The organism is Olsenella sp. An290 (genome assembly GCF_002159535.1).
GTDB lineage: Bacteria > Actinomycetota > Coriobacteriia > Coriobacteriales > Atopobiaceae > Thermophilibacter.
This window is the reverse complement of the sequence record NZ_NFIU01000009.1, coordinates 1-23,944: the sequence shown is the minus strand read 5'-3', so window position 1 is coordinate 23,944 and position 23,944 is coordinate 1. Positions and strand designations below refer to the sequence as shown.

At 66.2% G+C, this 23,944-nt stretch carries 22 protein-coding genes and 2 tRNA genes; 15 read left to right on the top strand and 9 right to left on the bottom strand.

The window, feature by feature from the left end:
- Nucleotides 1-23 precede the first annotated feature (23 nt).
- The 5 genes from B5F84_RS06390 to B5F84_RS06370 all read right to left on the bottom strand — a co-directional run bounded on the left by B5F84_RS06390 (nt 24) and on the right by B5F84_RS06370 (nt 5,695).
- Nucleotides 24-560: a hypothetical protein gene (locus tag B5F84_RS06390; protein ID WP_087321981.1), complete on the bottom strand. Its 537-nt coding sequence runs from the start codon at nt 558-560 to the stop codon at nt 24-26.
- Nucleotides 550-1,641 carry a DNA replication and repair protein RecF gene (gene recF / locus B5F84_RS06385; protein WP_087321980.1) on the bottom strand — a complete coding sequence of 364 codons (1,092 nt, stop codon included), beginning with the start codon at nt 1,639-1,641 and terminating at the stop codon, nt 550-552. The genes B5F84_RS06390 and recF overlap by 11 nt, the downstream gene beginning before the upstream one ends.
- A gap of 7 nt (nt 1,642-1,648) precedes the next feature.
- Nucleotides 1,649-2,749, bottom strand: a complete 1,101-nt coding sequence (gene dnaN, locus B5F84_RS06380) for a DNA polymerase III subunit beta (protein WP_087321978.1) — start codon at nt 2,747-2,749, stop codon at nt 1,649-1,651.
- 265 nt (nt 2,750-3,014) lie between these two features.
- Complete coding sequence (gene dnaA, locus B5F84_RS06375; RefSeq protein WP_087321977.1) at nt 3,015-4,568, bottom strand: chromosomal replication initiator protein DnaA; 1,554 nt, start codon at nt 4,566-4,568, stop codon at nt 3,015-3,017.
- A gap of 65 nt (nt 4,569-4,633) precedes the next feature.
- Nucleotides 4,634-5,695 carry an ATP-binding protein gene (locus B5F84_RS06370; RefSeq protein ID WP_087321975.1) on the bottom strand — a complete coding sequence of 354 codons (1,062 nt, stop codon included), beginning with the start codon at nt 5,693-5,695 and terminating at the stop codon, nt 4,634-4,636.
- A gap of 342 nt (nt 5,696-6,037) precedes the next feature.
- On the opposite strand from B5F84_RS06370, the gene rpmH reads away from it, so the two are divergent.
- From rpmH to B5F84_RS06325, 9 genes are all read left to right on the top strand, one after another.
- A complete protein-coding gene (gene rpmH, locus B5F84_RS06365; protein WP_072373740.1) occupies nt 6,038-6,172 on the top strand; it encodes a 50S ribosomal protein L34 in 135 nt (44 codons plus the stop codon).
- 9 nt (nt 6,173-6,181) lie between these two features.
- Nucleotides 6,182-6,502 (top strand): ribonuclease P protein component, encoded by a 321-nt coding sequence (rnpA, locus tag B5F84_RS06360; protein WP_087321973.1) that lies wholly within the window; start codon nt 6,182-6,184, stop codon nt 6,500-6,502.
- Nucleotides 6,503-6,739 carry a membrane protein insertion efficiency factor YidD gene (gene yidD, locus B5F84_RS06355; RefSeq protein ID WP_087321972.1) on the top strand — a complete coding sequence of 79 codons (237 nt, stop codon included), beginning with the start codon at nt 6,503-6,505 and terminating at the stop codon, nt 6,737-6,739.
- Between the two features lie 19 nt (nt 6,740-6,758).
- Nucleotides 6,759-7,517, top strand: a complete 759-nt coding sequence (locus tag B5F84_RS06350) for a YidC/Oxa1 family membrane protein insertase (protein ID WP_087321970.1) — start codon at nt 6,759-6,761, stop codon at nt 7,515-7,517.
- 60 nt (nt 7,518-7,577) lie between these two features.
- On the top strand, nt 7,578-8,156 hold the full coding sequence (locus B5F84_RS06345) for a R3H domain-containing nucleic acid-binding protein (protein ID WP_087321969.1): 579 nt from the start codon (nt 7,578-7,580) through the stop codon (nt 8,154-8,156).
- Between the two features lie 106 nt (nt 8,157-8,262).
- Nucleotides 8,263-9,000: a 16S rRNA (guanine(527)-N(7))-methyltransferase RsmG gene (gene rsmG, locus B5F84_RS06340; protein ID WP_158094504.1), complete on the top strand. Its 738-nt coding sequence runs from the start codon at nt 8,263-8,265 to the stop codon at nt 8,998-9,000.
- A gap of 142 nt (nt 9,001-9,142) precedes the next feature.
- Nucleotides 9,143-9,943, top strand: a complete 801-nt coding sequence (locus tag B5F84_RS06335) for an AAA family ATPase (protein ID WP_087321966.1) — start codon at nt 9,143-9,145, stop codon at nt 9,941-9,943.
- Nucleotides 9,936-10,802, top strand: coding sequence for a ParB/RepB/Spo0J family partition protein (locus B5F84_RS06330; RefSeq protein ID WP_239378286.1), 867 nt, complete (start codon nt 9,936-9,938; stop codon nt 10,800-10,802). The genes B5F84_RS06335 and B5F84_RS06330 overlap by 8 nt, the downstream gene beginning before the upstream one ends.
- Nucleotides 10,803-11,048, top strand: a complete 246-nt coding sequence (locus B5F84_RS06325) for a hypothetical protein (protein ID WP_143786064.1) — start codon at nt 10,803-10,805, stop codon at nt 11,046-11,048.
- A gap of 77 nt (nt 11,049-11,125) precedes the next feature.
- Here B5F84_RS06325 and rlmN read toward each other — a convergent pair whose 3' ends face one another.
- The gene (gene rlmN / locus B5F84_RS06320) at nt 11,126-12,205 is read right to left on the bottom strand and encodes a 23S rRNA (adenine(2503)-C(2))-methyltransferase RlmN (protein ID WP_087321962.1); all 1,080 of its coding nucleotides are present in this window, start codon (nt 12,203-12,205) and stop codon (nt 11,126-11,128) included.
- Between the two features lie 103 nt (nt 12,206-12,308).
- On the opposite strand from rlmN, the gene B5F84_RS06315 reads away from it, so the two are divergent.
- Both B5F84_RS06315 and B5F84_RS06310 read left to right on the top strand, forming a co-directional pair.
- Nucleotides 12,309-13,283, top strand: a complete 975-nt coding sequence (locus B5F84_RS06315; protein WP_087321961.1) for a D-alanine--D-alanine ligase — start codon at nt 12,309-12,311, stop codon at nt 13,281-13,283.
- Complete coding sequence (locus B5F84_RS06310; RefSeq protein ID WP_087321959.1) at nt 13,280-16,219, top strand: helicase C-terminal domain-containing protein; 2,940 nt, start codon at nt 13,280-13,282, stop codon at nt 16,217-16,219. Before B5F84_RS06315 ends, B5F84_RS06310 begins: the two co-directional genes overlap by 4 nt.
- Here B5F84_RS06310 and B5F84_RS06305 read toward each other — a convergent pair.
- Together B5F84_RS06305 and B5F84_RS06300 are read right to left on the bottom strand one after the other, a co-directional pair.
- The gene (locus tag B5F84_RS06305; RefSeq protein WP_087321957.1) at nt 16,186-17,157 is read right to left on the bottom strand and encodes a WYL domain-containing protein; all 972 of its coding nucleotides are present in this window, start codon (nt 17,155-17,157) and stop codon (nt 16,186-16,188) included. The two genes, B5F84_RS06310 and B5F84_RS06305, sit on opposite strands and share 34 nt — an antisense overlap.
- Nucleotides 17,147-18,115 (bottom strand): WYL domain-containing protein, encoded by a 969-nt coding sequence (locus B5F84_RS06300; RefSeq protein WP_087321955.1) that lies wholly within the window; start codon nt 18,113-18,115, stop codon nt 17,147-17,149. The genes B5F84_RS06305 and B5F84_RS06300 overlap by 11 nt, the downstream gene beginning before the upstream one ends.
- Before the next feature lie 161 nt (nt 18,116-18,276).
- On the opposite strand from B5F84_RS06300, the gene B5F84_RS06295 reads away from it, so the two are divergent.
- The gene (locus B5F84_RS06295; RefSeq protein WP_087321954.1) at nt 18,277-20,802 is read left to right on the top strand and encodes a hypothetical protein; all 2,526 of its coding nucleotides are present in this window, start codon (nt 18,277-18,279) and stop codon (nt 20,800-20,802) included.
- Between the two features lie 790 nt (nt 20,803-21,592).
- On the opposite strand, the gene B5F84_RS06290 is transcribed toward B5F84_RS06295, so the two are convergent.
- Nucleotides 21,593-22,132, bottom strand: coding sequence for a biotin transporter BioY (locus tag B5F84_RS06290; protein WP_087321952.1), 540 nt, complete (start codon nt 22,130-22,132; stop codon nt 21,593-21,595).
- Between the two features lie 124 nt (nt 22,133-22,256).
- Here B5F84_RS06290 and B5F84_RS06285 point away from each other — a divergent pair.
- From B5F84_RS06285 to B5F84_RS06275, 3 genes are all read left to right on the top strand, one after another.
- Nucleotides 22,257-22,331: transfer RNA gene (locus tag B5F84_RS06285), tRNA-Gly, on the top strand.
- A gap of 92 nt (nt 22,332-22,423) precedes the next feature.
- Nucleotides 22,424-23,689, top strand: coding sequence for an aminopeptidase (locus tag B5F84_RS06280; RefSeq protein ID WP_087322054.1), 1,266 nt, complete (start codon nt 22,424-22,426; stop codon nt 23,687-23,689).
- A 46-nt stretch (nt 23,690-23,735) separates the two neighbouring features.
- A tRNA-Lys gene (locus tag B5F84_RS06275) sits at nt 23,736-23,811 on the top strand.
- The last annotated feature ends 133 nt before the right edge of the window (nt 23,812-23,944 follow it).

The following is a 23,944-nucleotide window of genomic DNA, read 5'->3' as shown; positions in this document are numbered from 1 at the left end:
AAGGCCACCTTCACGATTTTCGACTATTCCACCGCACGTTCAGCGCGCTGACGGCAATAAGACGCCCTCATGGCCTCAGAGACCTTCTCGCGCAGGGACGCGGGCAAGGTGGCGCACATCCGCTCGATCCTGGCCTCCTCCTCGGCCGTCAGCGTCACCTGCGCGCGGGAGGCCGCGGGCGAGAAGGACCCCTTCTCCCGCGCGGGCGCCTGCGGCTCGCGCCGCGGGTACCTGCTCAGCCGAAACTCGATCTTCGAGAAGGGGAGCCCCGCGTGCGCAAGGCGGGCGAGGTAGACCTCGCGGTTGGCGGAGAAGTCCGTCACGCGCGCCTTCGAGTCCACGTAGACAACAAGCACGGGGCCCGCCTCGCCGCGACGCGGCTCCCGCACAAAGGTCCCCGTGGTGTGGGCCCGCTCGATGTCGCCGTTCGCGGCGTACCAGGCCCGCGTGACGCGCCCGGCCGCGCCCGCGCGCTCCTCCAGAAACGAGGAGAAGACGTCGCCGAGCGCGCTCGGGGAGGCCTCGCGACGGTGCAGGGCTTCGCTCAGCTCATCGGCCATCAAAGCTCACCACCTCGGACGAGTCCAGGAGCTCGCGCGAGAAGTACCCCAGGTTGGTGGTGGTGACCACCGTCTGGATGCCCTGCTGGGCAAAACGGATGACGGCGTCGCGGCGGCGCTCGTCGAGCTCGCTCATGACGTCGTCGAGCAGCAGAAGCGGCCGCGAGCCAAGGATGTCGTGGGCAACCTCGACCTCCGCCATCTTGAGCGCCAGCACCACCGAGCGCTGCTGCCCCTGGGACCCAAAGGCCCGGGCGTCGCGCCCGTCAATGAGAAAGGTCACGTCGTCGCGGTGGGGCCCCGCGCAGGTCTGCTGACGCCGCAGGTCCTCGGCGCGCCCGGCGCTCAGGCGCTCCCAGAGGAGCTCGCGCAGCTCGTCCCTGCCGAGCTCCCCCACGTCCGGGCCGAGCGTGCACTCGTACGAGCAGACGAGCGGCTCGCCGTGGGAGATTCGCCCGTAGATGGCACTGACCTTCTCGGCCAGGCGCCGAAAGAGCCTGAGGCGGGCCTCGAGGAGCGTGGCGCCCCCCAGCGAGACCGAGGCGTCCCACGCGTCGAGCAGCGCCGGGTCCGGCCGCTCCTCCTTGAGCAGGCGGTTTCGCTGCTCCACGGAGCGCTGGTAGGCGGCGAGGACGTTGGCGTAGCCGCGGTTCGCCTGGCAGCCAAAGTCGTCGAGCTCGCGGCGGCGGTGCGACGCGCCGCGCTTCACGAGGCTCAGGTCGTCCGGCGAGAAGAGCACCGACATGAGCGACTCGGGCACCTCGGACGCCTGGCAGCGCTTCCCGTTACGGGAGAACTGCCGGCGCCCGTCGACCACGTCACAGCGCATGTCCACCACGCGCCCGTCACCCTGGAGGCGAGCGTCTATGCGCGCGGAGCTGGCCCCCTCGCGCACGAGCTGGCGCGGCGAGGGGCGCCGGAAGGAGTAGCCCGCGGTGAGCATCTGCAGGGCCTCGACGGTGTTCGTCTTGCCCGCCGCGTTGGGGCCCACGAGCACCGTCGTGGTGGGCGACGGCTCAAGCTCCAGGCGCTCGAAGGAGCGGAAGTCGGCCAGGGATAGGTGTGCTACCAGAAGTCCCACGCGCTGCCTACAGACGGACCGGCATGAGCAGGTAGAGGTAGTTGACCTTGCCGTTGCTCTTGAAGATGCCCGGCTGGGTGGGGCCCTGGAGCTCAAGGCGCAGCTCGCCTGCGCCCGAGACCGCGTTCACGCAGTCGAAGACGTAGTGGTAGTTGAGGGCGATGGCAAGGCTCTGACCCTCGGCCTCGACGGGCAGGAGCTCGGTGGACTCGCCCTGCTCGGGAGAGCTCGCGGAGAGCTTCATGAGACCCGCCTCGACGTCGATGTCAAAGCGCACCGAGGCGTTCTGCAGCGCGATCACGGAGACGCGCTTGAGCGCCGCGGAGAACTCGTCGGTGGCCAGGGTCACCGCCGTGCCACAGGAGGGCGGGAGGAGCTGCTTGTAGTCGGGGAAGTTGCCCTCGATGCGGCGGGCGACGAAGGTCGTATTGCCAAAGGTGAAGACCACCTGGCTCTCCGTCGTCCCGATCTGGATGGTGTCGGTCATGGAGGGCATGGTGAGGACGTCGTGGAAGACGGCGCCGCCCACGATGGCGCGGAACGTCTCGCCCGCCGCGGCCTCCACGGAGGAGTCGCAGACGGCCAGGCGGAAGGAGTCCGTGGCCACGAGGCGAATGGTGTTGTCCTCGACCGTGAGCAGGATGCCCTGGAGGATGGGCCGCGAGGTCTCGCGCGAGGTCACCTTGTAGACCTTGTCCACCATCCGGGAGAGCAGCTCGCTCGGAAGCTCGATCGTGCGGTCGGGCGTGAGCTCGGGGAAGGATGGCCAGTCCGCAGGGTTGAGCGTGTTGAGCCGGAAGGTCGACTTGTCGCAGGAAACTGTAATCTGCCGGTCACCACCCTCGAAGGTCACCGCCGAGTCCGCAAGGGTCTTCACGATGTTGGTGATGACCTTGCCCGAGACCACGGTCTCGCCCTCCTCCTCGACGTTTGCCGGGATGAGGTGGCGGATCGAGATGGTGAGGTTGTTGGTCTGGAACTCCAGGGCCCCCTCGTGCGCGCGGATGTAGACGCCCGAGAGGATGGGGAGGGTCGAGTTGGTCCCCATGCCCTTGGCCACCACGGAGAGGGCCCTCATGAGGGACGACTGGCTGACGGTGAACTTCATGTGCGACCCTTTCTCTTATTTCTCTAGATATCTTTTAAGAACAGCAGTAGTAATAGGGCGTGTCAAAAAGTAGAAAAACCCTTAGAAGGCGAGGTAGGGATAGCTGCCCTTGGGTCTTCTCGGGCGGGTGCCCCTCAACATCTCCCAACACTCCCCTCACTGTCGAAAACTCTTTCCACACGGCCGAGCGGGTTTTCAGACGCTTCCCACATGATATCGACAAGGTTGTCGACAAGAACCTCCCGCCGCATCGCACACGGCTCCCTCACGCGTTGCCCGCGATGGAGTCGCGGATCTGCATGAGGCGGTCGTAGAAGGCCTTGTCCTCGCGCTTGGTCTCGTCGATGACGCTGATGCTGTGCATCACCGTGGCGTGGCTCCGCCCGCCGAAGTGCTTGCCGATGTCTGCCAGCGTGCGGTCGCAGAGCTCGCGCGAGAGCCAGATGGCCACGTGGCGCGCCTCCATCACGTTCTTGTGGCGCTTGCTTCCCACGAGGCTCGCGTGGTCGATGTCGTAGGCCTTCTCGACGGCCTTCTGCACGTCCTCGATGGAGACCGAGCGCATCGTCGACGGCCAGCACTCCTTGGCGATCGCGCCGATCTCCTCGCGGCTGATCTCGCGGCCGCGCCCCTCGGCGGCCGTCGCCGCAAAGAGGCACCGCTGGCAGAAGCCCTCGATCACGCGGATGTTGGTGCCCGCGAGCTCGGCCATGTGGCTCATGGCCGCGTCGGGGACCACGCCCGAGAGCGCCGGCACGTTCTCGCGCTCGGCGTCCTCGCGCATGCGCTCGCAGAAGGTCTCGATGAGGCGGAGCTTGAGCTCGTAGCTCGGCACCTGGATGGACATGGAGAAGCCCGAGGCCAGGCGGCTCGTCACGCGCTCGTCGAAGCCGTCCTTGCCCATGCCGAGCTGTGCGGGTGTGCGGTCGGCCGCAAGGACGATCTGCTTGCCGTTCCCGATGAGCTCGTTGAAGGTGTCAAAGAAGAAGCCCACCGTTCCGGCCTTGCCGGCCATCTTCTGGATGTCGTCGATGATGAGGACGTCGATGTCGGTGTAGTTCTGCCTCAGGACTGACGCCGCCGAGCGCTCCGAGTGGCGCATGGCCTCGGTGTAGTCGGTGATGAAGCTCGAGGCGTCGCGGTAGACGCAGAGCCGCGACGGGTCGTTGCGCGCGATGTAGTTCTGGATCGCGCGCAGGAGGTGTGTCTTGCCCAGCCCGCTCTTGCCGTAGATGAAGAGGGGGTTGTAGTTGCTGTTCATGCCGTTTGCGACCTGGAGGGCGGCCTGGTAGGCCATGTCGTTCTCCTCGCCGCGCACGAACCGCTCAAAGGTGAGCTTGGAGGTCGCGGGCGAGATCTCCTCGACCAGCGGGTTCTTCTCGCGCCGCCGGCGGTTCTCCTCGTCGGTTTTGCCCTCAGAGCGCTCGTCCCAGGTGTCCTCGGCGATCTTCTGCGGGGTCTGCGGGCGAGAAGGACGCTCGGTCTCGCGGGTCCACGAGGCGACCTCCTCGGGCGACATGCTCGAGCTCTGCGGCTGGGGGCGGGGCGCCGCCTCGGAGGAGGCAAACTCCACCTCAAGGTGCACCGGCTCGAAGGCCGCCTGGGAGAGGTACTCCTCCACGACCCTTGCGTTCTTTGAGACGGTCTTGTGCACAAGGCGCATGGGCGTTGCCACGCGCAGCGTCCCGTCCTCCATCGAGACGGGAGCGCAGTTGCGCAGCATCGCGACAAATGACTGGGCCACCTTGTCATCTGCGGCCAGAAGGTCGAGCGCGTCCTGCCAGAGCGCGTCGGCGTCGGATTCAAGCGTGAGTTCCATAGGTTCCGTATCCACGAATGTTGAAAAGCGTGGAACCCAGTATAGCTATTGTTGATAACCCCTCGTCACGAGGATGCGGCGAGCGCCTGCCCATACTCCGTGAGGCGGTACTTCTGGGCCCCCTTGGTGACCGCGCCCATGCGGGCGAGGGTCTGGAGGGTCCGCGACCACGAGGACGCGGACTGCCCAAAGGCCTGCGTGAGGTCGGAGGGCCCCGCCTCGCCGCGCGCGGCGAGATGGGCAAGCGCCTGGCGCGCTCGCTCGTCGAGCGGCGTCACGGGTGCGGGTGCCGGGGCGGCCGGAGCCGCGGGCTGCTGGGCGGGCCAGGGCTGCTGCGGGAACGGCTGCTGCGGGAAGGCCTGGCCGGGCGCGCCCGCTCCGGCGACTGGCGCGCCCGGCATCGGTGCGGGCACCGCTCCCTGCGCCCAGCCCGCGGCGGCGGGGTATGCGGGCCAGCCGGGCTGCTGGGCCGGCGCCTGCCCCCATGCCGGCTGCTGCGGCCATGAGGCGCCGCCCTGCTGCGGCCATACGGGCTGCCCCCACGCGGCCGGCGCCGCCTCGTCGGGCGTGACCTCGGCGTTTGCCGTTGCCCGGGCGTCCTCCTGCGGACGCGTGGAGATGGTCACCACGGTGCCGCCCGCGATGTTGTCCTCGATGTCGAGGCTCCCGCCCTTGTCGACCATGTACTGCTGCACGTAGGGAAGGCCCGACCCAACGCCGCGGATGTAGCGCTTCATCCCCTCCGTCGCGCTCGACGTCCCGTACTCGAGGGCGAGCGACTTCTCGCGGATGCCGGGGCCCTGGTCGGAGAAGCGGATGGTGTTGCCGCCGTCCAGGATGGTGATGGTGGGGGCCTGGAAGTAGGCGTGGATGAAGTTCTCCACGATCTCGCGGATGACCATGAACGGGATGGTGCCGCCCTGCTCGCGCACGAGCCGGCTCACCGCCGAGGTGATCTCCTCGAGGTAGCTGCGCACGTCCTGGGGCTCGATCATCACCACGCGCGGCGCCGAGGCGACGTCGTCGTACACGGCGATGCGCGCGGGGTGCTCGACCACGGGCTCGTCCGGGCCGTTCCCGTCCTCCTCGTGGTCCTTCTCGACGAAGGGATAGAAGTCCCGTGGCACCTTGGTCTCCGTTCTTTTCAACACGCGCTGAACAGATGAAGAAAACTTTTCACTGCGGTTTCAATGTGAACGAAAGTTTTCAACACCGGATAAAAACATGTCGAAAACAGGAGTAACACAGCTGAGAGCCGCTGAAAAATCATAGCATTGTACGGACGCGTTTCACCGTTATGCAAAGTTGGTTGCGATTGGTTTCACGCGGTCCCACGCGCAGGGGTGCGGATTTGTCAAGGTCACAAGGAGATTCTTGGGTGAAGAAATTGACAGCCGGCGAGCAGGACCCTTACAATCTCTGAGCTTATTGCTCTAAAGGACGTTCATACCCAATCGGGAGGAATAGCTATGAAGCGTACGTACCAGCCCAACAAGCGCAAGCGCGCCACCACCCACGGCTTCCGTGCCCGCATGGCCACCAAGGGCGGCCGCGCCGTCCTGGCCCGTCGCCGCGCCAAGGGCCGCAAGCGCCTCACCGTCTAACAAGGACCGATGGAGACCATCAAATCCAAGCGAGATTTTGAGAGGGTCTTCTCGCGCGGGAGGCGCTACAACGACGCCCTCCTGCGCATTCGCGTGACACCGTGCGAGGAGGGCCACCCGGGGAGGGTGGCCTTCATCGCAGCCAAGAGGCTTGGCAACGCCGTCTTCAGGAATAGGTGCAAGCGCGTCCTCCGCGAGGCCGCGCGCCTGTGCTCGCTTCCCGGGGGCGGCTGCGACGTATTGCTGTTTGCCACCTCGAGGACGCACGACAGCTCGCCCGAGCAGGTCGCGGCGTCGCTCTCGAGGCTGCTTGCCCGGGCGGCGCGCTAGATGGACCGAGGACGTCGTGGCTCTGTCGCCGCCCGCGCGGCCGACAGGGCCATTTGTTTCTATCAGCGGCGGCTGTCGCCTCTGCTGGGCCCCCGGTGCATCTACGTGCCCACCTGCTCGGAGTACGCCCGTCAGGCCATTTTGCGCCACGGCCTCGCGCGCGGCCTCTGGCTCGCCCTTCGGAGGCTGCTGAGGTGTCACCCCCTGCACGCTGGAGGATACGATCCCGTCCCCTGAGGGACGGAGCGGAGGAACCATGTGGGAATGGTTTATTAACTTTCTGACCTGGGTGCTCGCGAGCATCGAGGGCTTCGTCGGGGACTGGGGCCTGGCCGTCATCATCCTGACGGTCATCATCCGTCTCATCCTGACCCCGCTCATGGCGCACTCGACCAAGTCGACGGTGCGCATGCAGCTCGTTCAGCCCAAGCTCCAGGAGATCCAGGAGCGCTACGCGGACGACCCGGTGCGCCTGTCCGAGGAGATGCGCAAGGTCTACGCCGAGATGAAGTTCAACCCGCTTGGCGGCTGCCTGCCCATCCTGCTTCAGATGCCGGTCTTCTTTGGCCTGTTCACCGTGGCCAAGCAGGTGCCCGCCGACGCCTCGTTCTTTGGCATCCTGCCGTCCATCTCTCAGTCCGTGGCCACCGTGCTCCAGAACTCCGGCTGGGTGGCTGCCGTCCCCTACATCCTCTTTGACGTGCTGTTTGGCGTCCTGACGTTCATCCCCATGGTCATGAGCGTCAAGACCCAGAGCGAGTCTCAGCGCACCCAGACCATGACCATGGGCGGCGTCATGGCGCTCATGATGCTCTGGTTTGGCTGGGGTGTGCCGGCGGCCGTCCTGCTGTACTACGTCTCCTCGTCTCTCTGGCAGGTCGTCCAGCAGAAGGTCATCACGCAGCGCATCACCGAGAAGGCCAAGCGCGAGGCCGAGCTCGAGGCCGCGAACAAGCCGATTGAGGTCGACGTGGTGCGCAAGGAGCGCAAGCCTCGTCCGCACAAGAAGAACTAACAACGCTCTCAGCTCTTGTTATATCGCTCAATTAGTTTGATTAATTTGGAGGAAGACGTCATGGGGGACGAAGTCAAGCAGAACGTGGAGGAGGACGTGGCAACCGCGCCCGTCGACGCCTCCGATGAGTTCGCTTCCATCAGGGAGCACTTTGAGGCGGGCATCGCCCTGACCGACGAGGAGACCGACACGGTCGCGGATCTGGCGGTTTCCTACCTCAAGGCCATTCTCGCACTCTTTGGCGAGACGGGCTCCTCCATCGATGAGTATGACGGTGAGGGCGGTGAGCTCATCCTCGACGTGAACGGTGGAGACCTTGCCGTGCTGATTGGCCGCCACGGTCGTACGCTGGACGCGCTTCAGATGGTCCTGAGCTCGCTCATGAGCAGCCGTCTGAAGTTCTACTACCCCATTGTCGTTGACATTGAGGGCTACAAGACGCGTCGTCGCAGGAAGCTCGAGGACATTGCCCGCTCCTCTGCGGCTCGTGCCAAGCAGCGCCACTCCAAGGTCTCTCTTGCGCCGATGAATGCCTATGAGCGCCGCATCATCCACCTTGCCCTCCGAGAGGACGACGGCGTGGTGACCCACTCTGAGGGTGAGGAGCCCGAGCGCTACGTGGTTATCACCGCCGTCTAGCGTCTTGGTTCTCACATACGCTATGGTCAGGGGAGGATGTGTTGAGCATCCTCCCCTTTTCTGTGACAATTTCTTTTGATGCATGGGTTTTTGTCAGGAGCTCACTATGGATATCGAAACGACGAATGTGCTTGAGCAGAGGCTCATCGATGAGCTCTCGGGCTTTGGGATTGCCTGTAGTCCCGAGCAGGCATCAAGCCTGGTTCATCACCTTCTCTTGGTTATCGAGAAGAACAAGGTGGTGAACCTCACAAGGATTACCGATCCCTCGGAGGCTGTGACCCTTCATTTGGTCGATTCCCTTCTTCCTATGGCCAGTGATCTTGTTGAGATGGACGAGAAGACGCGATACGTTGACATGGGTACGGGAGCGGGCTTTCCTGGGCTACCACTTGCGATTATGACGGGCGCTCATGGTCTGCTCATCGACTCTGTTGGAAAGAAAATCGCTGCCGTTGAAGAATTTGCTTCCGCACTGAGGTGCGCGCAGGTCGAGGCTCGACACACCCGTGTGGAGGACTTGCCCCGTGAGCTCTTTGGAACCTTTGACTATGTCTTCGCTCGAGCAGTTGCCCAGTCAAACGTTCTTATTGAGTATGCGGCACCACTTCTTAAGAAGTCTGGCTTCCTGGTGCTTGAGAAGGCGCGTCCAACTGACGAGGAGCTGTCCGCAGCTGAGCGTGCCGCAGCGATTTGTGGGCTTGCGTTTGTTTCACGTGAAACCTATGAGCTTCCCCAGGGGCTTGGACATCGTGAGCTTCTCTTCTACCAGAAGACAACGAAGCCGCGTATCAAGCTTCCTCGAAAGGCTGGAATGGCGAAGAAGGAACCGCTGGGAATGTAGCGTAATTGTCAGAGTTTTCAGAACGGGTTTGAACCCCATGTTTCACGTGAAACATGGGGTTCTCTGTTAAGGATCAGATGATGAGGTTTCACGTGAAACAATAACGTATAGTAGAGAGGAACAAGAACGACAAGGGGGTCAGATGAGCTACAAGGACGTCAAGCGCGGGCTTCCGCAGCGCGACAGCAGAACCATTGCCGTGATCAACCAGAAGGGTGGCGTTGGAAAGTCAACGACCGTCGTCAATCTCTGCGCGTGTCTTGGTGAGAACAAGAAGAAGGTCCTGATTATCGATTTTGACCCCCAGGGCAACACGACGAGCGGCTATGGCATCGAGAAGGACGAGCTGGAGCACGACATTTACGATGTCATTCTCCACGGTCAGCCGATTGAGGAAACGATTCACGAGACCTGCGTGAAGAATGTCTTTCTCGTTCCGGCGACGATTCAGCTTGCAACGGCAGAGATTGAGCTGGTGTCTGCCGAGGAGCGAGAGCAGAAGCTCAAGAAGGCTCTGGAGCCACTCAAGGATGAGTTTGACTACATCTTCATTGACTGCCCACCGTCACTTGGCCTGCTCACCATCAATGCGCTCATTGCGGCTGACTCGCTCATCATCCCGATTCAGTGTGAGTACTACGCACTTGAGGGCGTGGCAAAGCTCCTGGAGTCCATGCAGATGGTTCAGCGGGATAAGAACCCTGACCTTGAGATCTTTGGTATTGTCATGACGATGTTCGACAGCCGCACCTCGCTTTCCAACCAGGTTGTCGAGGAAGTGAGGAACTACTTTGACAAGAAGGTCTTCAAGACGGTCATTCCGCGTAATGTGAAGCTGTCCGAGGCGCCGAGCCACGGACTTCCAGTCTGCAAGTACGCACGGGTGAGCAAGGGTGCCCTTGCGTACGCGCGTCTTGCGAGGGAGGTTGTTGCACGTGGCTAAGAAAAGTGGCCTGGGAAGGGGACTTGGTCTTCTCGTTGGCGAGGCAGATGCCGAGACAGCAGGAATGAGAAACGACTCAACGCTTCCCCTCTCGAAGATCAAGCCGAACAAGGGGCAGCCGCGCAAGACCTTTAAGGAAGAGGACCTTGCTGAGCTGACCGACTCCATTCGGCAGAATGGCGTGCTTCAGCCGCTGCTTGTTCGCAAGAAGGGGATGGACTACGAGATTGTCGCAGGTGAGCGACGCTATCAGGCGGCCAAGGCAGCGGGGCTGGATGAGGTGCCGGTCATCATCAAGGACATCTCGGATGACGAGGTGTTCAAGCTTGCCCTCATTGAGAACCTGCAGCGCGCAGACCTCACCCCCCTCGAGGAGGCTCGTGGCTACAAGCAGCTCATCAAGGAGAGGGGCCTTACGCAGGAGGAGCTGGCCAAGGCCGTTTCAAAGTCCAGGTCTGCGATCACAAACACACTGCGACTGCTTGACCTTCCCAAAGAGGTGCAGGCCTATGTTGAGGATGGGAGCATCTCAGCAGGTCACGCGCGGGCCATTCTGGCGGTTCCCAGTGAGGACGGCCGGGTGAGACTTGCCCAGAAGGTCGTGGCGGAGCGGCTCTCCGTACGCCAGACGGAAGCACTCGCACCCCTCTTCACGCAGCTTGAGACCACAGAGCGGCCCCATCGCGCACCGACGCCGCAGTCGTTCAAGCGTGCGGCCCAGCAGATGAGGACGGCACTCAACACCAACGTCCGTGTGAAGAACGTCCGAGGCAAAAACAAGATTGAGATCGAGTTTGCCTCGGAGGAGCAGCTTGGTGAGATCGTTGATCTGCTCGCCGGTCCGAGGACGTGGTCCTAAATGAAAAAAGGCCTGATAGGACCCCTCGTTCTTCTTGGTGTGCTGGGGACGTGCGCGGCAGTGGCGTATCGCGTGCTCCTGACGGACGAGGCACGGGCAGAGCTCAGGAAGACGGTGTCTACCGTCCGGGACGCCTACCGTCAGGTCAACGAGAGCATCGAGCAGGCCGAGGGTCAGGTCATGGAAGAAGACGAGCTCCCTAATCGGCAGCAGACCAGAAAAGAATGGGAAGCGCTCGGCTACTAGGTACAAAAGAGAACATATGTACTAAAAATGGGCCCCGTACAAGAAGTATGGGGCCCATTCGCGAGATAAAAGAGGGACTAGCGGCCGGACCTGAGCGAGCGCTGCTTGAGCTGGCCGCAGGCGGCGTCGATGTCAGAGCCGCGAGAGTTTCTGATGGTGGCCTCAACGCCCACGCGGGCAAGGCGCCGCACGAAGTCCTCGGCCCTGAGCTGCGTGGACGGACGGAACTTGGAGCCCTCGACGTCGTTCAGCTGGATGAGGTTCACGTGCGCGAGCGTCCCCTCGCAGAAGTCACAGAGCGCCTGGAGCTCGTTGTCGGTGTCATTGACGCCCGCAATGAGCGCGTACTCGTACGTCGGGCGGCGTCCGGTCTTGGCCACGTACTCGCCCATCGCGCTGTAGAGGTTGATGAGAGAGTACTTGCGAACGCCGGGCATGAGGGCGTTTCTGGTCTGCTGAACCGCGGAGTGGAGGGAGACGGCCAGCGTGAACTGCTCGGGCTCGTTGGCAAAGCGCATGATCTGGGGGATGACGCCGCAGGTGGAAACCGTGAGGTGGCGCGCTCCGATGCCCGCGCCATCGGGCGAGTTGAGGCGGCGAAGCGCGCGGAGCGTCTCGTCATAGTTCATGAAGGGCTCGCCCTGGCCCATGAGAACGACGCTTGTGACACGGGTGTTGAAGTCATCGCGAACGTGCATGACCTGCTCGTAGATCTCTGACGCGGTGAGGGAGCGCGTGAGGCCCGCGGAGCCCGTCGCGCAGAAGGCGCAGCCCATGGCGCAGCCCGCCTGAGTCGAGGCGCAGACGGAGAGACGGTTGCCCGAGGGCATGCCCACGCACTCAACGGACACGCCGTCGGGAAAGCGCAGGAGGTACTTGCGGCTTCCGTCGATAGAGGCCTGGCGAGCGATCTCCTCGGCACCGCCCAGGGTGACGTGACGCGCCAGCTCCTCGCGCAGGGACTTCGGAAGGTTGGTCATCTCGTCAAAGGACTGGGCGTTCTTCACCCAGACCCACTCCTCGACCTGCTTGGTCCTGAACGCAGGCTGCCCCAGCGAGGACAGCAGCTCCGCGAGCTCACCGCGCGTGAGGGAATGAAGGTCCCTGAGCGGGGCGTTCTTCTCGCTTGCCTCGTTCTGTCCGTCGTCTGCGCGCATTTTTCTCCTCCGCGTCCGCGTGTCGTCTCTGTGGTGGGGTATCCTCGAAGGTCATAGGTCCAAGAACGAGTCTAGCGTACGGGCGCACAGGCAAGGAGCTTTGATGGACAGAGAAGAACTGCTGACCAAGCGGGTGGTCGTCGTGTGCGGCGGCTGGTCCGACGAGCGAGAGATTTCGCTGAGCTCGGCCCGGGAGTGCCAGGCCGCGCTCAGGGAGGCTGGCTTCACTACGGTTGACCTGCTTGACCTCGCGGAGAGCGACTTTGTGACCCGGCTCGCCCGCGGCGGCTACGACGTGGCCTTTGTGGCCATGCACGGCCGCTATGGCGAGGACGGCTGCGTCCAGGGGCTTCTTGAGATCCTGCACATCCCCTACACGTTCTCCGGCGTGGCGGCGTCTGCCGTGGGAAGCGAGAAGGAGCTCTCCAAGGCCGTCTACGCGTCCGCGGGCATCCGCGCCCCTCGCGGCGTCGATGTGGCGGGGGGCACGCGCCTCACCGAGGACCAGATCGACGAGGTCCTGGAGAGGCTGGGCCTGCCCCTCTTTGTGAAGCCTGCGGCCAATGGGTCGAGCTACGGCATCACGCGCGTCACCGACCGAGCGGTGCTGAACGACGCCATCGCGCTTGCCGGCGCGGACGGCGGGCGCGTGCTCATTGAGGAGTGCGTCGAGGGAACGGAGATCACGGTTCCCGTTATTGGCAACGACGACGCCCGCGCCCTGCCCATCGTGGAGATCGTGACGGGCGCCGAGTTCTACGACCTCAAGGTCAAGTACGAGCCCTCGGCGCTCCACCATGTCATCCCCGCCCGTCTTGAGGCGGGCGTCTACGCCAAGGCCCAGGACCTCGCGGTGCGCGCTCACCGTGCGCTCGGCTGCCGCGGGTGCTCGCGGAGCGACTTCATCGTCACGCCGGAGGGCGTGCCCGTGATCCTTGAGACCAACACGATCCCCGGCATGACGGCCGAGAGCCTCCTTCCGGACTCCGCGCGCCATGGTGGCATCGAGTTCCCCGAGCTCTGCGCGCGCTTCGTGGCATACGCGCTCGAGGGGCGCGAGAGTGCGGCGGGCGCATGAGGGACGGGACGAACCTTCCGCTCTCCGAGCTCATCATTCCCGGCACGCCCGACGAGGTCCGGGATCGCTACCTGAGCCTGGCCTCCCGCGCCGCCGGGCGCGACTTCGGGGCGCTCGAGGAGGACCTTGTGGTTCTGGACACGGAGACCACGGGCCTGTCCTTCAGGGACTGCGACCTCATCGAGATCTCCGCCGCCCGCCTCTCCGGCCGAGAGGTGGTGGAGCGCTTCGAGACCTTCGTGCACCCCACGGGCCCCATCCCCGAGGAGATCACGCGCCTCACCGGCATCACCAACCGAGACGTCACGGACGCGCCGAGCGCCCGTGACGCGGTGGCGGCTCTTGCGGACTTTGTGGCGGGCTCGCCCGTCCTTGCGCACAACGCGACCTTCGACCGTACCTTCATCGAGGCGGTGCCCGGCGGAGCCCTTGTCTCCGACACCTGGGTGGACACGCTCTCCCTCTCCCGCATCGCGCTTCCCTGCCTGACCACGCACCGCCTGGCAGACATGGCGGCGGCCTTTGGCTGCGCGTCAGTGACGCACCGCGCGAGCGATGACGTCGACGCCCTCGCGGGCCTCTGGCCGCTCCTGCTCCAGGCGCTCGCGGACCTGCCCGCGGGCCTCCTGGTTCTTCTCGCCGGCATGCACGAGGAGGTGACGTGGCCCTTCCGGCCCCTCTTCTCCTACCTGGCGGCCGAGAAGGACGTGGAGCCGACCGCGTTCTCGCTCAAGGCGCACCGTGCGCGTCTTGTCCGCGAGGTGCGCGGCGAGCAGCGGCAGGATGCGAGCGAGGCCGGTGCCCTCCTGGCGCCTTCGGCCGAGGAGATTCGTCGCGGCTTTGAGCCGGGAGGCGTGGTCTCTCGGATGTACGGGGAGATGGAGCAGCGCCCGGAGCAGGTGAGCATGGCGTGCGAGGTTGCCGATGCGCTAGCGTCGTCCACCCATCGCGCCATCGAGGCGGGAACGGGCGTGGGCAAGTCCGTGGCGTACCTGCTCCCCGAGGCGCTCTTTGCCCGGCGCAACAACGTGACCGTTGGCATTGCCACCAAGACGAACGCCCTCACCGACCAGCTCATCTCCCACGAGCTTCCCGCCCTCGCGCAGGCGCTGCCCGGAGGGCTCACCTTCACGAGCCTCAAGGGCTACGACCATTACGCGTGCCTGCACCGGCTGGACCGCGCGGCGCGCGACGAGCTGCCGCTTGCGGTGGTCCCGCACGACGGGCGCTCGGACAACGCCGTGGCCGCGGACATGCTCACGGCCATAGCGGTGACCTACGCCTACGCGTGCCAGTCCGTTGACGGGGACGTGGACGCCCTGGGAATCCGCTGGCGCTACGTGCCCCGCGCCATGCTCACGACCACCCCGGGCGAGTGCCTGCGCGCCAGGTGCCCGTACTTCCCCAACGAGTGCCCGCTCCACGGCGCGCGCCGCCGCGCCGCCTCCGCCGACGTGGTGGTGACCAACCACTCGCTGCTGCTGAGAAACGTGGACGCCGAGGGCAGGATCTTGCCGCCCATCCGCCACTGGGTGGTCGACGAGGCCCACGGCTTTGAGGCCGAGGCCCGGCGGCAGTGGGCCGTCGAGGTCTCCGGTGACGAGGCCCGGCGCGCCTTCGAGCTTCTGGGCGGAGCCAAGACGGGCGTCATCCACAACCTCATGGTGCAGGTCATGCCGCTCGAGTCCTCGACGCTCGTGACAGGGCTGCTCGCAAAGGCCGCCGCGGGCGTGGCGCGCGCCTCGGTTGCCGTGGCCGACCTGTTCGTGGCAGTCCACGAGCTTGCCGGCATTGCCCGTGCGGACGGTGGGTACGACACCATGACGCTCTGGCTGGGCGAGGAGGCCCGGGCCACGGCCGAGTGGGGCGCCGTCGAGGAGGCGGGCGGCCGCGCCGGAGACGCGCTCGAGGAGGCGGTCAAGCAGCTGGCCGAGGCGGGCGAGGCGCTCGCCGCCGAGGCGCCGCAGCTCGCGGCCGACCTGGGAGAGTCCACGCGGTTCCTGCGGGACCTTCTGGCGGGCATCAGGCTCATCTGCGCCGGGACCGACCCTACCTACGTCTACTCCGCGCAGGTCACGCGCTCCAAGCGCAAGATCGCGCAGGAGCGGCTTGTGGCGGAGAAGCTCGACGTGGGGTCCGACCTTGCCCGCCGCTGGCTGCCGGAGATGGAGAGCGTCGTCTTTACCTCGGCAACGATCGCCGTGGGCGAGGACTTCTCGCACTTCAACCATGCCGTCGGGCTTGACGTGCCGGGCGCGGGAGCGCACCGCGAGGTGCGGCTGGACTCGAGCTTTGACTTTGACGGCCACATGTCCGTCGTGGTGGCGCGCGACCTGCCGGCGCCGAGCGACCGAGCCTACCTGCCGGCCCTTGAGAACCTGCTCTTTGACGTGCACGTTGCCATGGGCGGGTCCGTGCTCACGCTCTTCACCAACCGACGCGACATGGAGCGCGTCTACGAGGGCCTGCGGCCACGCCTGGCCGCGCAGGGCCTTGAGGTGGCGTGCCAGGAGCGCGGCTCGTCTCCGCGCCGTCTCCGTCAGCGCTTCACCGAGGACCGCGCCCTCTCCCTCATGGCGCTCCGCTCGTTCTGGGAGGGCTTTGACGCCGCCGGTGACACCCTGCGCTGCGTGGTCATTCCCAAGCTTCCCTTTGCGAGCCCCAACGACCCCCTCGTGCGCGAGCGCGACCTTCGCGAGGCCCGCGCATGGTGGAAGTACTCCCTGCCCGACGCGGTGATCTCCGTGAAGCAGGCCGCCGGGCGCCTCATCCGCTCGGCGAGCGACACGGGAGTGCTCGTGCTGGCGGACTCCCGCCTCACCACCAAGGGGTACGGGAAGCTCTTCATTAGCTCGCTGCCCTCGAAGAGCGTGTCCACGCTGGAGGCGGCGAGCGTGGGGCGCTACATCGGGCTCTGGCGTACAGGGCACGAGTAGGCGCCCTGCGGGGCGGGCAGGCGGCCCAGCAGCTCCCGCGCGGCCGCGCGGGAGCTTTCCGCAAGATCGGCGTCCTCCAGGTGTGCGGAGCTTCCGCAGGCCGCGACCATCCGCGCGAGCCAGGGCCCGCCGTAGAGGGGGAGCTCCGCCTCCACGGACCCGTCCGGCCGGGGCGTGACGGTGGCGCCGTGCCAGTCCAGCTGGTCTATGAGGCTCGGGTCGTCGAGGCGTATGCGGACGCTGCGTGCGGGGTCCTTCTCGTCCCGCGGGGGCAGCTCCTCGGCCGGGGTGGCATGGGCGTCGCTCATGCGGTCGAGGCGGAACGTGCGCTCCCCGGCACGTCCCAGGTCATAGGCGTCAAGGTACCAGGCGCCGTCCTCGTGCCGGAGGGACGAGGGAAGGACGTGCCGCTCCCCCGCGGGGGCCGACGGGGAGGCATAGCAAAAGGTGAGGGCCTCGCGTCGGGCCAAGGCCTGCGAGCACGCGCCGAGCGTGCCGGGGTTGGTGGCGACCTCGTCGGAGGCAAGGTGGCGCCGCACAAGGTCGGGGTCCCGCCCCTCACGTGCGAGAGCGCCCGCGAGCCGGGCGCGGAGCGGATCGTCTCCCGGGATGCCGAGCTTGGCGAGCGCGGCCTCGAGCGCGGTGGTCTCCCCTCGCGTGAGGCGGACCGCTCTCCCGTGCATGCCTCCCGAGAAGGTCAGCGCGAGCTCGCCCGCTCCGTCCTCCGTGAGCGGGAGCGGGGCGCCGCCCGCCGCGGACGAGGTCATCACGAGGGTCATGAGATGGTGCGCTCGCTCCTCCGAGACGCCCAGCCTCTCGGCGATGGCCTGAGCGGTGAGGGCGTCGCCGGCGTCACTCAGGCTTGCGAGCAGGGCGACGAGCTCGCGCGCCTCGTTGAGCGAGCCGGGACGGCCGATCTCCCGGGACCTACGCGACATCCCCGATCACCTCCTCGAGGATGGTACGGGTGGCGTCGACGAGTGCGGGCGGAGCCTGGGGCACGATGCCCTGCGCCACGGCCCAGCGCGCGGCGGCCGTGAGGTCGCACGCGCCCACTTCCCAGACAAGGCCGCCCTCCGCGGGCTCAAGGGCGCCCTGGCCGCGGGTTATGCGGCCCACGTCATCTTGCCGCTCGGCAGGGACGAGGAAGGTGCAGGGAACCCTCGCGGCACCCATCTGAAAGGGGAGCCGCCGCCAGTCGTCCACGCAGAAGTCCTCCGGGACCTCAACGGGAACGGCTGGAACCGGGCTGGCCGCCCGGACCCTGTCCGCACGGTAGGTTCGGGTGTGTCCCTCAAGGGGCGCGCCCTTCTCGTCAAGCTGCGCGGCCACGAGGTAGAGCGCCTGCCCCAGCGAGAAGAACCCGTAGGGTGCGATGAGGCGCTCGGACTCGCGGCCCCGGGCGTCCGTGTAGGCGATGCGCGCCGCGTGGTGCGCCATGAGGCACTCCCTGAGGGTCGCGGTGGTCCGCGTCTCGGAGTCCGGGCGGGCAGGCGCAACGACGAGGCCCTCCGCGAAGGAGCGCGTCAGCTTGGCGAGGGCGATTCTGAGGTCGCGCGCAAAGGGGAAGGTCGGGTCATCAAGTAGGGGTTGACATGAGATTTCAAGCGCCGCGGCCTCGAGGGGCGCGAGCGCGGCCCCCTGGGGGAAGGAGGCCTCCTCGTCGACCTCCCAGGAGGACTCCTCTCCTGGCCGCCGTCGCTCGACGACGACGATGCCGCAGGTGAGCAGCGCCTCGCGGTCGCGCGAGAAGGCACGACGGAAGCTTTCCGGGGAAAGGGCCGGGTAGAAGTGCCGCGCGATCTCGGAGGAGGGCAGGGGGCCCGCGGCGTTCATGAACTCCAGGGCAAGCGAGCCGATTCTTCTTGCCCGCTCGTCGTCCTTGGTCAGCCTCACGGCCAAACCTCCCTCACCCGTCAGTCTGTCGGCGCCGCTCGGCACGGTGCGCGACCCATCTGCGTCTTTTCCACGAAAAAAAGAAGACAAGACGTATACTCTTTTGATTGTATGCACGCCTCTGAACTCGGTCCCCGAGACTCGTAAAAAGGACGACCAGCATGGCCATGACACACGATTACCTGGACTACCTCAACCAGAAGGTGGGCATAGCACCCGCCAACAGCCAGGAGGAGCTCCAGGCTGCGCAGACGATCTCCTGGCTCATGGGCCAGCACGAGGTCGAGCCGTCGATCGAGGAGTTCGACGCGCCCCTGCTCGGCGGCCTGTCCGCGGCCATTCTCGGCATCGTTATGTTCCTCGGCGTGCTCGTGTCGGGGTTTGGCGTCGTGGCCCTCACCGTCGTGGGCTTCATCCTTGCGATCATTCCTGCGGTGCTCGTGGTGATGCGCCTCTTTGGGCGCGAGCCGTCCCTCACCGTCGGCCCCCAGGCCCGCAGCCAGAACGTCATTGCGGTGCACCGCGCCACGGGCCCGCTCGTGTCCAAGGGAAACCGCCCCATCGTCGTGGTTGCCCACTATGACACCCCGCACGAGAACTTCCTCTACTCCACGCCCATCGCCCCCTACCTTCCGCTCGTCACCAAGCTCACCGAGCCCTGCTGCCTTCTCGTTGCCGTCTGCGCGCTGATTCAGGTCATGGGCTTCCTTCCCGCGCCCGCGCGCATCGTGTTCTGGATCATCGGCATCATTGCCTCCCTCCCCGCACTGCTTCTGGCCGTGGCGGCCATCTACGAGCGCTTCTCGCCGTGCACCCTCGGCGCCAACGACAACAAGTCAGGCGTTGCGGCGATGCTCGGCGTCCTCGAGAACGTCCGTCCGAGCGGCCTCGTGCCGACCCCGCGCGAGTCTGAGACCCGCCGCAAGGAGGCGGCCGAGGGCATTGAGGAGCCCTTCGACGCCGAGGACGGCTCCGAGCCCGAGCCCGTGTCCGCCGCCGTCGCCGTTGAGCGCGTCGAGGTACTCGGCGTGCGCCACGGCGAGGACGTGCTTCGCTCGCTCGCCATCCTCCCCGAGGAGTGCGAGATCGAGTATCGCGACGCCGTCGTCGGGCCGGCTCCGGCCGGGGCCGAGGAGCCGGCGGGCGCCTCGCAGCTCGCCGCCGAAGAGGCGGGGGAGCCGCGCGACGCGGTCGAGAACGGACCCGAGCCCGATTCCGAGCTCGAGCAGACGCGCCTCTTCCCCTTTGTGCCCGCCTCCGACGAGGAGGTCGCGCCTTCCAAGGATGGGGCCACCGACGCTGCCACCCCCGCCGATGAGGCTGACGATTCCGTTGTCTCCGCCCCGGCGGCCGAGCCCTCTGATGAGGATGCCGCCGCAGAGGCCGCCCCTTCCGTCTCCCCTGAGTCCACCTCCTCTCTCACGCTCGTGACCGACGAGGCCGAGGCGACCATGCCGTCCCGCCCCGTCGCCTCCGCCCCTGCCGAGAACGACCTTGGCGCCACGCGCGAGGACCTGCTCTCCGACGGGCGCTTCTCGCTCGTGATGGACGGCGAGGGCAGCCGTGGCGTCGGCAAGAAGGACGCCTCGGGGCTCGACACCACCGAGGGGACCTTTGCGCTTGACGAGACTCAGCCCGTCACGCCCGACGAGAAGCCGCACCCCACCGCGCCGGCCGACCCCGAGTGGGGCAAGACGAGCTATCGCCCGCAGGTCTCCCCCATGGCGCGTCGCGCTTCCCTCTTTGACCTGCCCGACCCCTCCTCCGTCTCCTCCGATCCCTTCAACACCAACCCCTCCGCCCAGCGGATCAACGCCTCCGCTCCCACCTCAGCTCCCTCCGCGGGGGTCCAGGCTCCCGAGCCCATCGAGACCATCTCCACTTCCGAGGCCGCCGACGAGCCCGAGGCCAAGGAGAATCCGCTCACCGGCCTGCTCGACCGCGTGAAGGGCTTCTTCTCCAAGCTCGGTGGCTCCTCTGTCGCGGATGACGCCGAGTCCTCTGCGGACCAGGCCGAGAAGACCTCTGCCGATGACGGGGCGTCCCCCTCCAAGAAGGGCGAGGCCACCGAGAAGACCGCCAAGAAGGCAACCGGAAAGGGTGGCTGGCTCGGCGACTCCGAGGACGATCCGCTCTGGCGTGGCGGCGCCACCTCAAGAGACGGCCTTCGTCTTGTGGAGGACGAGGACGCTCCGACCGAGGAGGAGCTGCGCGAGGCAGTTCTTGGCCTTGGCGATGACGCCCTCGTCTCGCACGACATCTGGTTCGTCGCTCTTGGCGGGTCCTCCCTCGACCATGCGGGCATGAGGTCCTTCCTCAGGAACCATCGCTCCGAGGTGCGCGGCTGCTTCATCGTGAACCTCGACCGCATCGGTGCGGGCGAGCTCACGGTGCTCACGAAGGAGGGTCTCGAGTCCACCCGTCGTGCGGACCGCAGGCTCGTCCGCCTGCTCTCCGGGGCGGCCAAGGACCTTCACCACGAGCTTGCGCAGCAGGACTACGACTGGATGTCCACGGACGCGACGCCGGCCATGAGGTCCTCCATGCGCTCCGTCACCGTCATGGGCCTGGGCGAGAACGGTCTTCCCGCGCTCAGCCGCACGCCTGATGACGTGGCCGAGAACGTCTCCGGCGATCAGGCCGCGGCGGTGACCGAGATCGTGACCGAGATGATTCGACGCTCGTAGCGCGGCTCGGGACCATCGCGCCCCATACGGTATCAGTGACGGCGGGCAGCACGCGGCCCGCCGTCATTTTTGTGTGCAGAGGCTGCCGAGGCCGCGTGCCCTCCCGGCGTGGCCCGTTGCGGGAGGCATGCCCCCAAGAGGGAGGTCTCCGCCCGTGAGGCGGGAGACGGGACCGCGTCGGCGTCTCCCGCCCCGTGGTTCTTCTCGCCGTGCCGGTCGCTTCGTAGGCTTTTCCCTCATCGTGTCTCCTTTCTCTTGACGAGAGACACGGTACGAGAGGACCCTTCCGGGAAGGTTTTCCCGCACCGACGTAAACCTTACGGTCAAAGGACGCGGGGATGACCGCATTCCGCTGGTCGCAGGATGCGGGCGCTGTTTTTCTCGCGACGCACGGCTAACGAGAAGGGCCCCGATTGAATCGGAGCCCTTCGCCATCACATGTGCTCTATGAAGCCAAAACCTTTCCCGGTCACGCCTTCCTACCCAAGTACCGGCCCGAAGCGCCCGTCCGCGTCCCCGTGCGCCGGCAACCCTGTCGTCTGGTTACGTACACTTGCGCCGGTTACGTACATTTCAGGTGGTTACGTACACGAAAAGAGGCCTTGCCTGTCTGATGGTTTTACATCCATGCAGGTAGATGGCCTGTGTGGTCGTGTACGTAACCCGCGAAAGTGTACGCAACCGGCAAACGTGTACGTAACCCGCGAAAGTGTACGCAACCGGCAGGCGTGTACGTACCCGCCGCAAGTGTACGTACCCGGCAGGCGTGTACGTACCCGCCGCGGCCGCGCTACGCCAGGTCCATGGCACTCACGGAAAGCGCCCGGCGCACGCGGTATCCCACGCTCACGCCCACAAGCATCTTCACGACGTCCGGGATGACAAACGGGATGACCGCCGCGGCCAGAGCCGCCTCGACGCCCATTCCCATGACGGTCATGAGCTGGATCGTTCCGCAGACGTAGGAGGTCAGGAGCAGAAGGGCCGCGCCCGCCACGCCGCGAACGGGCTCGGGAATCGCCCTTAGGCGCAGGACGAGCGCGTCAAGCGCCGTTCCCACGAAAAAGCCCCAGAGATAGCCGCCGGTCGGCCCGAGCAGGTGACCCGCGCCGCCGGACATGCCGGAGAAGACGGGAAGTCCCGCGGCACCCAGCAGCAGGTAGAGCGCCACGGCAACGAGCGCGTCGCGTCCGCCCAGCGCAACCGGCAGCAGCGCGAGCACAAGCGTCTGAAGCGTGAAGGGCACGGGTCCAAACGGGACGGAGATGTACGAGGCAACGGCAAGCAGCGCCACGGCCACGCCGCAGCGGCAGATCTGACGAGCTGACATGAAACCCCCTTGGAGTCGTACGGAAAAGGCGGGTGAGATTATACCGAACGCCCGATGGGACGATTATGGGGTGCCCGTGGTGTCGCGCCGCCCGCCTGCGCGCTGTGGTAGAATCCTCTCGCACGCGGGCATCGCCAAGTGGTAAGGCATCAGCTTCCCAAGCTGACATTCGCGGGTTCGAGTCCCGTTGCCCGCTCCAGAAGACATCGGGCCCCGAAAGGGGCCCTTTCCATGCGGCGGGTCCCTCTCGCCGTCTGCCGAACGAAGGGAACGCCTGTGGCCTCTCTCCCCATGACCGACGAGGAATGCCGCCTCGCCACCGAGGCGCTGTCCGACCAGCTGGACCTTTACGCCAACCTGCTCGTGCGCAAGGGCGCCACGCTGGTCCCCGGCCAGGAGCTCGTGCTCCAGGCTCCCGTGGAGCGCGCGGATTTTGCGCGCCGCGTGGTGCGCGCCGCCTATCAGGCAGGCGCGGGTCACGTCACCGTCATCTGGAAGGATGACGAGGTCATGCGCCTCACCTACGAGAACTGCGACCTCAGCTTCTTTGAGCACACGCCGTCCTGGCAGATCGAGCAGCTGAACTCCCTGGCCGAGGACGGGGCCGCCTTCCTCTTCCTCTCCGGATCCGACCCCGCCGTGCTCAAGGGGATAGACCCCGCCAAGCCCGCCGCGGCCGCCAAGGCGCGCAACACCGAGTGCCGCGCCTTCCGCGACGGCATGGACTTTGGGCACAACGTCTGGTGCATCGCCGGCGTGCCCGTGGAGTCCTGGGCCCGCGCGGTCTTCCCGGACCTCTCTCCCGCCGAGGCGCTCTATCGCCTCTGGGTGCTCATCCTGGAGGTCGCGCGCGCCGACGGGGATGACCCGGAGAGCGCGTGGGAGACCCACAACGCTTCCTTCGAGAAGACCAAGCGCTTCCTCAACTCTCACCGCTTCGACGCGCTTCGCTACGAGTCCTCAAACGGCACGAACCTCGTCGTGGGCCTTCCCGCGGGCCACGTCTGGGACGGCGGCGCCGGCCGCACGCGCGGCGGCGTGACCTTCTTCCCCAACATTCCCACTGAGGAGGTCTTCACCAGCCCGGATCGCCTGCGCGCCGACGGCGTCGTCTACTCCGCCCTGCCGCTCGTTCACGCCGGGCAGACCGTCCGCGACTTCTGGCTGCGCTTTGAGGGCGGTCGCGTCGTGGAGTTTGACGCCGAGCAGGGCCGCGAGGTCCTGCGCCACATCATCGAGACGGACGAGAACGCCTGCCGTCTCGGCGAGCTTGCGCTCGTGTCCAAGAACACGCCGATCCGACAGAGCTCCACGCTCTTCTACGACACGCTCTACGACGAGAACGCAAGCTGCCACCTGGCGCTGGGCATGGGCTTCCCCGAGTGCCTCGAGGGCGGCGCCAACCTGGGGAAGGACGAGCTCCTTGCCCGCGGCGTCAACCAGAGCAGCACGCATGTCGACTTCATGGTCGGCGCGGACGACCTCAACATTACGGGCATCGCCGCGGACGGCGCGGAGACCCCGGTCTTCGTGAACGGCCAGTGGGCCTGGGAGTAGCCCTGCCCGCGGGGCCGGCACGCACCCGTGCTAGAATCATCACCACGCGCCGTTAGCTCAGCTGGTAGAGCAGGGGACTTTTAATCCCAAGGTCCAGGGTTCGAAGCCCTGACGGCGCACCACCGATCATCGCCGGACGTCCCTGTGGCATCGCCGCGGACGGCGCGGAGACCCCGGTCTTCGTGAACGGCCAGTGGGCCTGGGAGTAGCCCTGCCCGCGGGGCCGGCACGCACCCGTGCTAGAATCATCACCAC